General features: G+C 59.3%; 8 protein-coding genes. 4 read left to right on the forward strand and 4 right to left on the reverse strand.

From position 1 onward, the window contains the following. Positions 1–124 precede the first annotated feature (124 nt). On the reverse strand, positions 125–640 hold the full coding sequence (locus J3U87_RS18670; RefSeq protein ID WP_237377295.1) for a chemotaxis protein CheW: 516 nt from the start codon (positions 638–640) through the stop codon (positions 125–127). 38 nt (positions 641–678) lie between these two features. Beyond that, positions 679–3,039, reverse strand: a complete 2,361-nt coding sequence (locus J3U87_RS18675) for a chemotaxis protein CheA (RefSeq protein WP_237377296.1) — start codon at positions 3,037–3,039, stop codon at positions 679–681. 519 nt (positions 3,040–3,558) lie between these two features. Between J3U87_RS18675 and J3U87_RS18680 the strand changes: the two genes are divergently transcribed. Beyond that, a complete protein-coding gene (locus J3U87_RS18680; protein ID WP_237377297.1) occupies positions 3,559–5,085 on the forward strand; it encodes an ABC1 kinase family protein in 1,527 nt (508 codons plus the stop codon). A gap of 27 nt (positions 5,086–5,112) precedes the next feature. Here the strand turns inward: J3U87_RS18680 and J3U87_RS18685 are convergent, their stop codons facing one another. Further along, entirely contained in the window at positions 5,113–6,267 is a 1,155-nt protein-coding gene (locus tag J3U87_RS18685) for a flagellar brake protein (protein ID WP_237377298.1), read from the reverse strand. 293 nt (positions 6,268–6,560) lie between these two features. Here J3U87_RS18685 and dtd point away from each other — a divergent pair, with 293 nt between their 5' ends. After that, the gene (gene dtd / locus J3U87_RS18690; protein ID WP_237377299.1) at positions 6,561–7,016 is read left to right on the forward strand and encodes a D-aminoacyl-tRNA deacylase; all 456 of its coding nucleotides are present in this window, start codon (positions 6,561–6,563) and stop codon (positions 7,014–7,016) included. A gap of 37 nt (positions 7,017–7,053) precedes the next feature. On the opposite strand, the gene J3U87_RS18695 is transcribed toward dtd, so the two are convergent. Then, positions 7,054–9,639 carry a glycosyltransferase family protein gene (locus J3U87_RS18695; protein ID WP_237377300.1) on the reverse strand — a complete coding sequence of 862 codons (2,586 nt, stop codon included), beginning with the start codon at positions 9,637–9,639 and terminating at the stop codon, positions 7,054–7,056. Between the two features lie 455 nt (positions 9,640–10,094). Between J3U87_RS18695 and mgtE the strand changes: the two genes are divergently transcribed. Further along, positions 10,095–11,489, forward strand: a complete 1,395-nt coding sequence (gene mgtE / locus J3U87_RS18700; RefSeq protein WP_237377301.1) for a magnesium transporter — start codon at positions 10,095–10,097, stop codon at positions 11,487–11,489. Positions 11,490–12,695: 1,206 nt separating this feature from the next. Next, the gene (locus J3U87_RS18705) at positions 12,696–13,757 is read left to right on the forward strand and encodes an IS110 family RNA-guided transposase (RefSeq protein ID WP_237377302.1); all 1,062 of its coding nucleotides are present in this window, start codon (positions 12,696–12,698) and stop codon (positions 13,755–13,757) included. Positions 13,758–13,760: the final 3 nt, after the last annotated feature.

Here is a 13,760-nt window from a genome sequence, read left to right on the forward strand (position 1 = left end):
ATGCCGGCTGACCGATGCGAAAATGAGCACCGATAACGCGTGGACAAACTGCGGAGATGCGGGGGGGTCTGCCGCGGGATCGGGAATCGTTGTGGAATCACGTCCGTGATCGTGGGGAAAAGGGTCATTCTGGGGCGCTTCCTGCCATCTGTTTGATATCCGTCGTGTCCTTGAAAAGCAATGCCTCGGCATCGAGGAGGATCTTGACGCGATCGCCGACCTTGCCCATCCCGTGCATGAACTGGTTTCCATAACCGCCACGCACCTGGCGAGCTTCCTCGATTTGTTCGGCATCGATCTCCAGAACTTCGGACACGGTGTCCACGATCAGGCCGACCGTGGTCTCCTCGGCGTGAATCACCACGATGCAGGTCCTGGCGTCGTAGTCGCGCGGGTCCATGCGGAACCGCAGGCGCACGTCCATCACCGGTATGACCTTGCCGCGAAGGTTGATCACGCCCTTGATGTAGCCGGGCAGATCGGGCACCGGCGTGATCTTTTGAATGCCGATGATTTCGGTCACGTACCGAATGGCGAGACCGTAATCTTCGTCTCCGAGCACGAAAGTCAGATATTTGCCTTCCTGGGTATCTTCTTCCGGCTCCTGGTCGGTGAGGCTGTAGGGGTCTTTTTGATTCATGAGGATATCTCCCGTGGTGTTGGCGTTTCCGGGTATCTTCAGGAGGGATGGTTGGCGAAATCGTGAGCGTCCCACCCGGATTGGGTGGCATCCGCGACCAAATCCTGGATATCGAGGATCAGGCTGATGTCGCCATTGCTGAGAATGGCCGTGCCGGAAATGGCGCGCACGGCGCCCAGATAGCTGGACAGGCCTTTGATGACCGTCTGGTATTGGCCGCAGATCTCGTCCACGAACAAGGCAACCTGACGGTTCCCGCTCTCGACCACGACCAGAATGCCGTCTTCCAGCCGTTGATTGTCGCTGGAGATGTCCAAGGTCTCGTGAAGCCGGATGACCGGCAGCAGCCGTTCACGGATCCTGAGCATTTCGCCGCGGTCGATGGTTCTGTGAATGTGTTTGGGTTGGCAACGAATGGACTCGCGGATCGAGAGCAGGGGAAGGGTCAGGAGTTGGGTTCCGACACGCACCAACATGCCGTCGATAATGGCGAGGGTCAGTGGAATTCTTATGGAGATCAACGTCCCTTTGCCCACGGAACTTGAAATATGGATGCGTCCCTTGATCGCCTCCACGTTTTTCTTGACCACATCCATGCCCACGCCGCGTCCGCTGATGTCGGTCAGTTGATCCGCGGTCGAGAACCCTGGCTCGAAAATGAGGTCGTAGATGTCGTCCTGATGGGTCGGTTCGAAATGGGGCGGGACCAAACCTTTCTGGCGGGCCTTGGCGAGAATGCGGTCCGGGTCGATGCCGCGGCCGTCATCGCGAATCTCGATCAGGATCTCGCCACCTTGATGCATGGCGCTCAGCCAGACCGAGCCGGTTCGCGGCTTGCCCAGCTTTTCGCGGTCGTCGGGCAGTTCGATACCGTGATCGATGGCGTTGCGAATGATGTGCAGCAACGGGTTGGCGATATTTTCCACCACGCTCTTGTCGACTTCCGTGTCCTCGCCGGCCATGTGCAGCGTCACCTGCTTGCCCTGGCGCTGGGACACGTCGCGCACCACGCGAATCATCTTGCGGAACGTGGCTTCGATCGGTACCATCCGCAGGCTCATGGCGTTGTCCTGCAACTCGCGGGAAATGCGGTTGAGGTGGAGCGACGCTTTTTTGAAGTTCTCGAAGACGTGGCCTTCCAGGTCGGGGTTGTGGGTGACCATGTTCTCGGCGATGATCAGCTCGCCCACCAGGTTGATGAGCGCATCCAACTTGTGCAGATCCACGCGGATATTCTGGTTGCTGGTGACTTTGCGGGCCGAATCGGCCGACTGCAGCCGGCGCCGTTCCTGCTGGACCTGAAGGGCCAGGTCCAATTGGCGTTCCTCGATCGCGCCCTGGTCCTGGAGGATTTCGCCCAAGGGCAGCGCTTGGCGCCGCAGTGCGCTTTCCAGCGTGGTACGCTCCAGGTATCCCAACTCCACCAGGATTTCGCCGAGCAACGCCGAGTCGCTCTTGTGGATGATCGCACTCACGTGGCCCTTGGTCTGGTATTCGTTCAACTGGGTGACCCATTGGTCGCGATCGGGCACTTTGCCGGATCCGTCGGGCAACTCGCCAAGGGCCAACTTGAGCACGTCCAAGGTCTTGAGCATGAGGGAGATGCCTTTCTTGTCCGGCTTCAGACCTCCGCTCTTGTAATCTTCCAAGACCGACTCGAAACAGTGTCCGATGGCCTCGAGATCGGCGTAGGCGAACAGGCCGCAGTTGCCCTTGAAGGTGTGCATCGCCCGAAAGGCCGCGCCGATCGCCTCGGTGTCCTTGAAATCGCGTTCCAGGGCCAACAGCTCGGATTCCGCGGCCTCCAGGTGTTCCTCCGCTTCGGAGAGAAACGTCTTCAGCATCTCGGCCGTGATCGTGATGCGGAACTCGTCCGGCAAATCATCCTGGCCGATCTCGTGTACCTCCGGCTCGCTGATCGGTGTCGGGGGCTGCGGCGCCACGGGCTGCGGCGGCAGGGGCTCCGGTTCCGCGGGTTGCGGCGTGGCCTCGCCGGGAACCTCGAGACTCTTGAACGCGCTTCTCAGCTCCGAGATGGCGCTGTTCAAATTCGTGACCCGTTTGCCCTGGACCAATTGCTCGAGCAGGTTTTGCAGCAGATGCACCCCTTGCATTCCCAGCTCGATGGCGTCGTGGGGAGAGCCGTCTCGGTTGGAGATGTTGTCGAAGAAGCCCGCCATGGTCGAGGCGATTTCGAAGACCGGGCCGATATCGAGAAATTCGGCGCTTCCCATGATCGAAATCAAATCGCGGTGGATCGTGTTCAGGGTCTCGGGAGTCAGTTGATCCGTTTCGGCAGAAAGTGTGAGTGCCTGCCTTATTTCTTCCAGGACCAATTGGCTGTCCTCGGCGAATTCGATGAGGATGTCCATGTCTTCGGAGGGGTCTTGTTGAATCATGAAGTGGGGGTCCTGACGTGTCACGCAGACGTGCAGAATGGAGCCGAGTTTTTCGGCTACGAGGCTGGCAGACGATACCCGTTCCTGGAATTGTCATGCTGAATTTAGGAATCTCCCCCTCCCCATCGGCGATTGTTTTCATATCTTGAAAAATGAGAGTTTGACGCAAAGTGAGGTTCGATTATCCGTGTTCCCTGACGCGAACCGCTCAGTTTCGAGGGAAAAAAGCCTCGTTCGGTCCATGGCCTGCGTGGACATGTGAACCGACAGTTGTTTCGAAGCTGGGGTTTCGCCGTGGTGAAACGGGTCCTACGCGCGGTGCGAAGAAGCGCCTCGTCCGTGATGGGATACAATAGGGAAAGCACATCCTATTGGAATGAACCGGGGCGAGCTGCGGTGCCGGGCCCTATGCCTCGCTCATCGTTTTCGGTTGTCCCGTTTCCTTCGGGACTAAAGCCGGTTGCGGCCGTTGCCGAATCGGTTTTTCAGTTCGATCCGACCCTGGGAGGTATCGACCCTATGGCTTCCACCCGCTTGAACCGCACCCTGGACCACGCTCTGCTAGCTCGTGACCTGCGGCGCTGCAAGGCTGCCGACCAGGCGGTCCAAGACACGGCACGTCGTCATTTGGTTCGGCGGATGGGGAAAATGAAAGGGTTGCCGCAAAAGATCGGGCAGGCTCTCGCACTGAACGCCCTGGAAGAGCCCAGTGATTTCCGCTCCCTGACCGAAGGTGGGACGGCTCTTCCCTTGGCCGATCTGCTGCCCGTCCTGGAAGCCCGCTGGGATTGTCGCTGGCAGGATCGGCTGGCCGAGATCGATCCCGAGGGCAATGCCGCCTCCTTGGGGCAGGTCCATCGGGCACGTCTCCTGGATGGCCGAACCGTGGCGATCAAGGTGGCCTATCCCGGGATTCGCGAGGCCGTGAGGGCCGATCTGGCCAATTTGGGCCTGCTCACGAAGGTCTCGAGCCTGATGTTGGGCGGCGTGGATTTCGACAAACTGCGACGCGCGCTGATCCGCGATCTCGAAGAGGAGCTGGACTACGCCCACGAGGCCGATCAGCAACGCGAGTTTGCCGCGCGGCTCTATCCCGAATCCGGCGTGGTCATTCCCAAGGTGGTCGACCATCTGTCCAACGATCGGGTGTTGGTCACCGAATGGGAGCAAGGTGCCACCATCGACGAGGCTGCCGGCTGGCCGGAAGCGGTTCGTTTTCAAATCGGAAAGAGCCTGGTCGACCACTTTCTCACCTTCCTGTTCGAGCACGGCCGCGTTCACGGCGATCCCCATCCCGGCAATTACCGGTTTCGGCGCGATCCGACGCGGGTGATTCTGTACGATTTCGGCTCGGTCGCCCATGTAGAGGAACGCAGGCGGCTGGCATTGCTGGGATTGATTCGTGCGACCATTCATCGTCGGGGCGACCCCCTTCCCTGGATGGTGGCTACCGGATTCAACGAGGACTTGTTGGAGCCCATGCGCGATCGATTGCCGGCGGTCTGTTCGGTATTGTTCGAGCCCTTTTTGTCTCCCGCCAAATTCGATCACCGCCATTGGAATCGCAACCAGCGTTTGGCCGACATCCTCGGTGAGGATCGATGGAATTTTCGACTGGCGGGTCCGCCCGAGTTGTTGTTCCTGGTGCGGGGCCTCCAGGGGTTGCTCTACTACCTGTCGCGCCTGAACACGGCGGTGTCGTGGCAGATCCTGTTGCGCCCGATCCTGGCCCTGCTCGGCTCCAAGCTGGATACCTACCAACTGCCGTTGCGCCGACCCGGAGCGGGTTACGAGTCCATGGCGCGCGAACTGCGCGTGGCACTCTTTCGCCAGGGTCAGCAGGTCGTGATGCTCAAATTTCCCGCCGGAGCCGTCGAGCGATTGGAGGTACTGATGGGTGAGGAACTCGCCACGCGTCTCATGGCCGAAGGCTGGAACTTGAATGAAATCAAGACTCGGGCGCGGGCGTCGGGCCTCATGCCTGGCGATTTGCTGCACCACTTCGATCGCGAGAGTGATCGCGAAGTGAAGGTGTGGCTGGTCTGAAGTCCGTGCCCATGCCGGGCGATCGGGTCAGTTCGGCGCCTTCTTTTCGTAGTAATGCTGGATTTTTTTGAACAGCATCAGCATTTTCAATTGCTTCAGATCGACGATCATATCTTCGGGAGGACCCAGGTCGCGCAGCCGCTCGCCCACTTCTTCGCCCAAATCCCGGCCGTAGAACATCAACACGCATCCCGACGGCGTCAGGGAACTCAGCTTCTTGAGTTGGCTCAGGTATTCCAGGCTTTTCGAGGCTACTTCCAGCAGGAGAAGGTTCGGCTTCAATTCCAGGTGGTTGCGCAGGTCGGTTACGGACGAGGAGCACTGGAGCACGTGGAACTTGCGGTTGAGTGCCGAATTCAGTGCCTCGAAGTAATCCGAGTTGTCGCCGCTGACAAGTGCAGTGGGCTTGCCCGTCGGTTTCTCGATGTTCAACGCCTTGGTCTCCGGCTGGCTCGAATCCGGACGGTTGAGTGCCATGACCTTGCGTTGCGATTCGGCGAGGTTGCGGTACTCCACGCGACGCTGTTTGACGATGAATTTGTACAGTAGCTCACGAGCGTTCTTGGGAATTTCCTGAAACTTCAAACCCATCTTGGTATTGGCGATATAGCGGATTTCCGCCGACGTCGAGAGGCGCAATTCCTCACTGAGCCGAATGTCCACCAAAATGACCAGGCCCTTCTTGAGATTTGCGTTGGTCATCGTCCATCGCGGGTCCAGGCGCACGCCGGCACCGGTCATGGAAATATCCATCAAGGTGCCCTTGAGGATGTCGTAGGAATTGGTGGTGAAGGTGACCGTCGGTTTGGCGGGGAAGTTGGAAACGCGGTAGGCGGCGCGGTGCTCGTCCTGAACCATGGTCTCCGGAACCTGGAACTTGAGGGTTTGCATGCCGCGGGTCATGCCCAAGCCCACCAGCGAGGTGGCCCCCTTGTACAGCGTGAGCTCGTAGGGGAAATACACTTCCAAGTCCTTTCCGCGCAATTGGTAGAGGACTTCGTCGCGGGTGAGCGTGTTCTTGAGCTGGAAAATGCGTTTGTCGTAATCCAGCACGTCCGAAACGAACTTGAAGGTGCTGGTGGTGATGAAGGCCGTTTCTCGATCGACCACGACCATCTTGAGCAGCGTCTCTATTTCCGCTGGGTTGAGCGTTTTTTGTTTTCCGAAAAGTCCGCGTAACATGAGGGCATCCTGGTGGGATCGAGTCACGAGCTGCTGAGCAGGATGTCATTTCATTCCAATAGGGAAACCCAGTCAGTATTCATCTGGCGTATCGGAATTATGGGAAAAAGGTTGAGCTTTCCGCGGTAGCCGACGCTGGGGTGGGGGGGTGATTTCGCGTCGGGCAACCCCGCTGGGTCGCGATTTCGCGCGGACTTGTCGCCACCGGCCTTTTCTTCCGTTCGATGTAGGCTGCCTTGTCTCTTGACGCGGCACCCCCGAGTGCTATCTTTGGCGACGAGGAGGGTTCATCTATGCGTGTGTTGTTGCAGCGGGTTTCGCGAGGTTCCGTCACCGTGGATCGCGCGACGATCGGCGAAATCGAAGCCGGCTACGTGCTTTTGACGGGCATCACCGAGGGCGATTCGGAAGCGCTGGTGGTCAAGATGGCCGCCAAGGTGGCCTCGTTGCGCCTGTTCCCCAACGAGGAGGGAAAATTCGACCGATCGCTGCGCGACGTGGGCGGCGGTGCTCTGGTCATTTCGCAATTCACGCTCTACGGGGAAATGCGGAAAGGGCGACGCCCCTCGTTTTCACGTGCCGCGGCACCGGCGTTGGCGGAACCCTTGGTGGCCCGTTTCGCCCAAGCCCTGCGCGAGGCGGGCGTCGAGCGGGTGGAGACCGGCGAGTTCGGCGCCTCGATGCAGGTCGACCTGTGCAACGACGGACCCGTGACCCTGATGCTGGACAGCGCCGAGCTGTTCGGCTGAGTACCGCCTTGGGCGGAGCCCGCGTCATCGATCGCCGTCAGCCCCCATCGCCCGAACCGAGCGTCTCCTTCAGGTCGCGACACATTTCGCGGACGCGGTGATCGTAACTGTGGCTTTCGGAGACCACACGCCGACCCGCCTCGATGTGCCGGCGGCGCCAATCTTCGTCCGAAAATGCGCGATCCACCATGCCGAGCAGCGTGTCGCGATCTTCGAAAACCAGCACCTGGCGATGGATCTCGAAAACATCGTTCAATTCGCCGGGTTGATGGTCGGACGGACAGGAACGGATCAGGATCAGGCCACCGGAAGCCAGGCACTCGAAAATGCGCGGGTGCAGGTTGAGCACCGAATTGATGTGAAGGTGGACCTTGGAAGTGCGATACGCCGCGGCCAATTGGGGGCCGGGCTCCAAATAGCCGCGCCAATGCGGTTTCATCTCGGGATGGTGTTGCCAGTCGCGACCGTATAGCGCCAGCGGCACACCGGCTTCGATCAACCAACGCAGTGGTTGGAGCCGGTGGAACTCTCGTTCGACCATCCACATGCGTCGGTGCAGTTCCGCGACCATGGGCTCGGTCGGCATGAGGCCCAGCTCGCGGATGCCGCGCCGTGCCCGTTCGAACAGGACGCCGTAGTCCTGGTACGTAATACCTTCGCGTTCCATGAGGTTGCGAAACCAATCGTAGAACCCGGGAGCCCATTCGGGTTCCGGGGCCACCGTGCCGATGTTGCAGGCGAAGGCGACTTCGTCTTGAACCGGTTGGGCGTCGGCCGATGATGGGCGGTAGGTCTCCAGGTTGACGGCCAAACGCAGTGCACGGGGGTTGGCGTACCCCAAGCTCCGGTAGGTGGGCATCATTTGGTGGGTCACGACGAAGGTCAGGTCGCGGGGACCCAATTGGCGGATCAGATCGGGCTCGTGCAGGTGGGGCAGGTCGTCGATGATCCAGGCGATGAATGGGATTTCGGGTGGAATGGGAAACGGGAGTTCCGGGCGTAGGTGGTCGAAGCAAAACACGACGTGCGGTTCGAACGCCAGGAAGGTTTCCAGCATGGCCTGGGCCGACAGGCGCTCGGTGGGATGCGATTCCTTGACGATCACCGCCTCGTGACCCATGCGCGTCAGGGCTTTGCGGATCTCCTCGCAGCAGTGTTGGGTGACATTGGAGAACAGGGTCGTGATCAGCATCCACCGCATTGGGTTCCCGGAGGCACCGGAAAGCATTGCCTGGAGTTCTTCGAGCCGCCGATCCATGCTCGAGCTTTCCAGTCGCAGGTGAGCCTGATCGCCCTTCTTTTTGCGTTGCCTGCGCATTTTGCGCAGGGCGTAGTCGATTTCGCCAGTGGGATTCGCGGCGATGACCGGCACCTGGCGCATACTGTCGGCGGCGAAATAATCGGTCAGTTGGCGGGTGCACCGCGCACCGAGGAAGAGGAAGGTACGCGTGTCGGCCAACAGGTCGGCACAGGGAACGTGTCGCAACAGGAATTGGAACCGATCCAGATCCGGCTCCACCAGGTACAGCCCTTGGGCCATGCCCTGAGCCAGATTGGGTGGGTGCCGCCAGACATTCAGCAGGTCGGCCTGGGGTAGGCTGCCTGAGAAGACGACCCCGATCTGGTAGGCGAGTTCCGGAAGACGTGCGACGAGACTCACCAGCCGGGGCGACAGGACGTTCGGCGGGGGGGCAGCGGCGGCGGCCAGGTCGGTGGCCAACAGGGGCAGGGCGTACGGGGCATACATCCCGTGCGCGGGTTGCAGCGATCGGGCCTGCCAACGGAATTCGTCGGTGAATGCCGGAATCAGCGGGCGTTGGGGCTGGTGGCGGCTCGCAAGTTCGGCCATATCTCGATCGCGGCGTTTCAGCGCCTCCATGTTTTGGGACCAGGCGGCGCCTTCGGCCTCAGCCGGACTGGTTGCGACCGTTTTTTTCTGCGGATCGAAATGGACGCTTCGATCGATAGCCAGGGCGTCCAGGCAACGGAGAACGCCGGATCGGGTTTCACCCGTATCCCGGGCCGCCCAAAGATGCAGCCACCAGCGCAGGGCCCGGAAGGGGGTCGCCGCGGTCAGGAGGAATTCGGCCCAGACCTCCACCGCATCAAGGGGACAACCCAGTCGATCGGGCGACGGGAGTGGCTCGGTGCCGAGCAGGTGATGGACCCACGTGGGTGTGGGGCGTTCGCCGTCGTGGTGGAACCAGAGGATTTCAAGCGGGGAGATGTCGTGGCGCTGCAGGAAGGCGATGCTCTCGGCGAGATCCTCACCGGGATGGGAGCCGGGGACGTGGAGGAACACTTCCGGCGCCGTGGTCGGCCGTGCGGGTGGGTGGTGCGCCAGGGTAGCGGCGGCACTGGGGTCGTTATCCACCAGCAGAATGCCGTGCAGCGGGTGGCTGGAGGCGAATGCCAAGGGAAGGGCCGCGGAGACGCGAGGACCGCTCATCACCAGCCAGCGGGGTTCTTCCGAGACCTCCGGGCCGCATTGCCAGGTCGATGTCGCCTCCCAGTTTTGGCGAAGGTGGGGATCCTGAGCACCGTGCTGCCAGAAATCGGAGCCCAGGCTCGCGAAGATCGGGGGCCTGTGGGGCCAGGGTGACGAATCGATCGAAAAAATCAATGGCGAACCTCGAAGGCGGGTGTTGGCACGGAAAGGGCGGGGCATTCGCCGCTTGGGTCGGGAAGGGACGCTGGGTGAGGTGTGCCCATTATATAAATGATAGCGGTTCTGGTGACGTTCGATCGCTTCCGTATTTCGACCGCGGTTTGGCGTGGCCGGTGGGCGATCGGTTCGTGCGGTGGTTTCCCTTCGCCGAGCCCGTGCCTGCCGGCCGAAGGGCTTGGTGTCGACTCCGATTTCCGGTGTAAAGGTCCCTTAAAGAAAAGGACTTTTGGTGGAAAAACTATTGGCAAGGCTTCGCTTCCTGGCTTAGCCTATTAGCTCGAATAGCCCCTGAGTCAGCCAGCCTCCGTTCCTTTTTCGACGACCCCGTCCAGGTGGCGTGTACCTGACGTGTGCGGTCCGGGGCTGGGTGTGGCTGGGTTCGGGTACTGCCAGATAGAAGGGAGGACGTCGTGGCGGAAATCATTCAATCGGTCACCCAGGAACAATGGGAAGCCCTCCTCTCGGAATTGTCATCCACCTTGAAGAACCGCGACAAAGTCTCCCTGTTGCGGCTCATCCAGCAGTATCACCCCGAAGACATCGCGGAGGTCATCGACGAACTCGATTTCGACAAGATCGTGGAGATCGTCCGGACCGTGCTGCTCAGCGACGTGACCTACTGTGCCGAGCTGATGTTGGCGCTGGAACCGGCGACCATCGCACGGATGTACGCCCATCTGAAGGCACCCGAATGGGCCGTGATCTTCCAGGAACTCAGTGACGACGATGCCGTCTATATTCTCGACCTGTTTCCCGATCCGGCCCGCGAGCAGTTGGTCTCACGCATGCCGGGCGAAGAGCAGGAGGACCTTCGCCAGCTCATGAACTATCCCGAGGAGTCGGCCGGTCGCATCATGACCACCGAGTTCCTCTCGTTGGACCAGAGCGCGACGGTGGAAAACGCCATCGAGCTGCTGCGCGCCAACAAGGACATCGATCCCGTCAACCTGATGTTCCTCTACGTGACCGAAAAGGAAAAGCTGGTGGGCATGGTGAGTTTGCGCCAGCTCCTGCTGAGCAAGCGGACCGCCAAATTGAAATCCTTCATGCGCACGGACGTGATCGGCGTCCACGTGGACATGGACCAGGAAGAAGTGGCCGACATCGTCAGCCGCCACGACGAGGTCACGGTGCCGGTCGTCGACGACCAGGACCAGATTCAGGGGATCATCACGGTCGACGACGTCATCGACGTCATTCAGGACGAGACCTCCGAGGATCTGTTCCAGTTGATCGGTTCGTCCGACGAGGAACTGCTGGTGCGAGACAACACGATGAAGATCGTGTCGTTGCGCCTGCCGTGGATCCTCACCTCGTTTTTCGGCAGTTTGATGGTGGTGCTCATCATGCGCTACACCGAGCGCGACGTCTTCGGCGAGGACGCGGCCCGGATCTTCACCTTCGTGCCGATGATCTCGGCGATGGGCGGCAACGTGGGGGTTCAGTCGTCCACGATCATGGCGCGCCTGTTGTCGAGCAGCACACCCAATTGGAAGGAAGCGCGCACCTCGACCATGAAAGAGGCGCGGGTGGGATTGACCTTGGGGTTGATCTGCGGTGCCCTGATCGGGTTGATCGCCTATTTTTGGGGCGGCATCGGGTTGTTGGTCACGGTCATGACGGCGATGACCTGTACCTTGACGGCGGCGGCGACCACCGGCACGATCATCCCGATCGCCATGAAGCGGCTCGGGTTCGATCCCGCGTTGGCCACGGGCCCGTTCGTGACGTCCTTCAACGACTTCGTCGCGGTTTGCGTCTACTTCTCGATCGTGTACATGCTGCGTGACTACCTGCAGTTCTGATCGGCGGGATGTCGAAGAGCCCGTATGCTCGAAAGCGACGTAAAGCCTGTAGGTGGAGCAGCTTGCTCCACCAATCGAAGCAAGCCAGGAAGCGACGAGGAACAGCGCCAAAGAGCGGAGCGAGCCCTATCGGGTGGGGGGGCAGGCAAGGCAGGAATGAGCTTCGTCCGGTGGCGTAACGTGTTGGTGAGGTGTGGGTCGCTTCGATTGGTTCACCAGGCTGGTGAACCTACAGGCCTGGTTTCTCTCTCGGTATGCGGGGACCTTGGACTTTACGGCTTCGGATTGGAGTCGTGAGGGGAACGATCGGCTTCGCTCTTTGGCGCAATTGGTTGCTGTTGCTTGGGTTGCTTCGACGCGTCGGCCCGGCGGGCCAACCTACAGCGACGACGCCCCTTTCGGTATGCGGGAACAGCGAGGATGGAGGCTTCGGGGGTGGGCGTTTCGGGAAATTACGTGACTACCTGCAGTTCTGATCGGTGGAATGTCGAAGAGCCCGTATGCTCGGAAGCGACGTAAAGCCTGTAGGTGGAGCAGCTTGCTCCACCAATCGAAGCAAACCAGGAAGCGACGAGGAACAGCGCCAAAGTGCGGAGCGAGCCCTATCGGGCGGGGGGCAGGCAAGGCAGGAATGAGCTTCGTCCGGTGGCGTAACGTGTTGGTGAGGTGTGGGTCGCTTCGATTGGTTCACCAGGCTGGTGAACCTACAGGCTTTATTTCTCTCTCGGTATGCGGGGACCTTGGACTTTACGGCTTCGGATTGGAGTCGTGAGGGGAACGATCGGCTTCGCTCTTTGGCGCAATTGGTTGCTGTTGCTTGGGTTGCTTCGGCACGTCGGCCCAGCGGGCCAACCTGTACCATAGAGTTCAAGCTCTATGGTTAATATTCAGTTCGTCACAGCCGTAGCCTTTTTCTTTTTTTGCTTCTTTTTTTCTTTTTGTGGAAACTGTGAATCTTGTGGAAAACTTTTTAGGTAGACGGTTAGGCGACTCCGGCCGGCCGACCAGAGTCGCCGGGTGAGATGAAGCCTTCGACCAACCTGAGCGCCCTGGTGGGTAGCTCGTCTGTAGGATTTTGCTCATCTCACCCTTTCCACACCGTTGAAAACCGCAGACTATCTGGGATTCTTCAAGTCCGTGTTTTTGCAGGTTTGGCTTTTGCGGTGTGTACCGTCCTTCACCTCTTCGGCATTGTGGAGGCTCTTCATGACCAAGACCCTAACCGCCTGGACCGGCATTGACGTTAGCAAAAACACCTTCGATATCGCTTATGTTTCCACCGAGAAAGGCGTCCCATTCGAGAAAGACATCCCATTTCACCGCATTCCCGCTCGTAAATTCCCAAGGACTCTCACAGGGGCAGAAGATGCCTTGACCTGGCTTGATGAGGCTCTTGGGTTTCCCGAACCTTTCAAAGAGCATGTCTGGGTCGTGATGGAGGACTGTGGAAGATACGCCGAGGAATTACGTTTGTGGCTGTCGATGAACAAGGGGCCATCCATCTGTATGATCACCCCCTCGCTCACGGCCGCTTACGCAAAAAGCCGAGGTCTTCGAAATAAAACCGATCGGGTGGATGCTCGATTGCTTGCCCTTTTCGGTCAAGAACGCAAACCTAAAATTCAAACGATTCCGAGTCGGACCTATCAGATTCTCAAGGACTTGTGGCGATGCAGGCAGGAGTATGTCGAACTCCAGGTAGCCGAGGGGAATCGGGCAGGTCAGCCGCTGCAAATCGAAGCGGTTCAGAAGATTCGAAAAAAACATCTCAAGGAGCTACAAGACCATATCGATCGGGTCGAGAAGGAAATCAAAAAGCTTCTCAACCGGACCCCAAAACTCAAGAAGGATGTGGACTTGTTATGCACGATAAAAGGGATCGGTTTCCTCACTGCTGTAATGGTCATCGCTGAAATGGGAGATCTCCGAAGATTTGCGCGAAGCCGCCAAGTCGGTGCATTTGCAGGGTTAAACCCGTCAAAGTTCGAATCGGGGACCTCGGTGAAAAAAACGACGATTATAAGTCGCAAAGGCTCAGCGGTACTGCGAGCGGGGCTTTACATGCCTGCGCTGACAGCCTGCCGTTTTAACGAACAAATGAAAACATTCTACGAGCGGTTGATACGCAAAGGAAAGTCGAAAAAGGCCGCTGTCGTGGCGGTCATGCGCAAATTGTTGGTGCTCATGCGGGCAATTCTAAAAACAGGAGTTCCGTACCAGGAGGATTTTCAAAAGTGTGCGTCTGCGGAAAAGATGTGCAAAACCTGACAA

It is taken from the genome of Sulfidibacter corallicola (genome assembly GCF_017498545.1).
Lineage (GTDB): Bacteria > Acidobacteriota > Holophagae > Acanthopleuribacterales > Acanthopleuribacteraceae > Sulfidibacter > Sulfidibacter corallicola.

Bases quoted from the DNA above. Each gene is read 5' to 3' on its own strand.
- dtd (WP_237377299.1), top strand. From the start codon at position 6,561: ATGCGTGTGTTGTTGCAGCGGGTTTCGCGAGGTTCCGTCACCGTGGAT.
- J3U87_RS18670 (WP_237377295.1), bottom strand. From the start codon at position 640: ATGAATCAAAAAGACCCCTACAGCCTCACCGACCAGGAGCCGGAAGAA.
- J3U87_RS18705 (WP_237377302.1), top strand. From the start codon at position 12,696: ATGACCAAGACCCTAACCGCCTGGACCGGCATTGACGTTAGCAAAAAC.
- J3U87_RS18675 (WP_237377296.1), bottom strand. From the start codon at position 3,039: ATGATTCAACAAGACCCCTCCGAAGACATGGACATCCTCATCGAATTC.
- J3U87_RS18685 (WP_237377298.1), bottom strand. From the start codon at position 6,267: ATGTTACGCGGACTTTTCGGAAAACAAAAAACGCTCAACCCAGCGGAA.
- J3U87_RS18680 (WP_237377297.1), top strand. From the start codon at position 3,559: ATGGCTTCCACCCGCTTGAACCGCACCCTGGACCACGCTCTGCTAGCT.